Source organism: Methylobacterium sp. D48H (assembly GCF_053345715.1).
This window is the reverse complement of sequence record NZ_JBKFAP010000149.1, coordinates 1-307: the sequence shown is the minus strand read 5'-3', so window position 1 is coordinate 307 and position 307 is coordinate 1. Positions and strand designations below refer to the sequence as shown.

Sequence of the window (307 nt, the reverse complement as noted above, 5' to 3'; positions counted from 1 at the left end):
CCGCGCCTGCGCCGGCCGCGCCCGCCGCGCCGCCGCCGCCGGGCCAAGCCGCCCCTCAGGCGGCGACCCCCCCGCCCGCCCCCGGCCCGACCCTCGAGCAGCCCTGCGGGACGCAGGCGGCCCGCTTCGAGAGCGCCAAGGGGTTCAAGATGGTGATCACGCGGGCCGGGCAGGTCCGCACGACGAACCCGCTCAGGCCGCTGACGACCGAGGTGAACGAGGTTCTCCAGGTGGTGATCGCCGGAAAGGCCGCCACGGCCTACGGGCCCGATTTCACGACGCTGCGGCGCGGCGGCGCCGCGTCGGG

The 307-nt window shown here is 78.2% G+C and carries 1 pseudogene; it reads left to right on the top strand.

Annotated elements, in window-relative coordinates:
• A pseudogene (locus ACLBX8_RS31890) lies at positions 1-307 on the top strand (hypothetical protein); the annotation flags it as partial.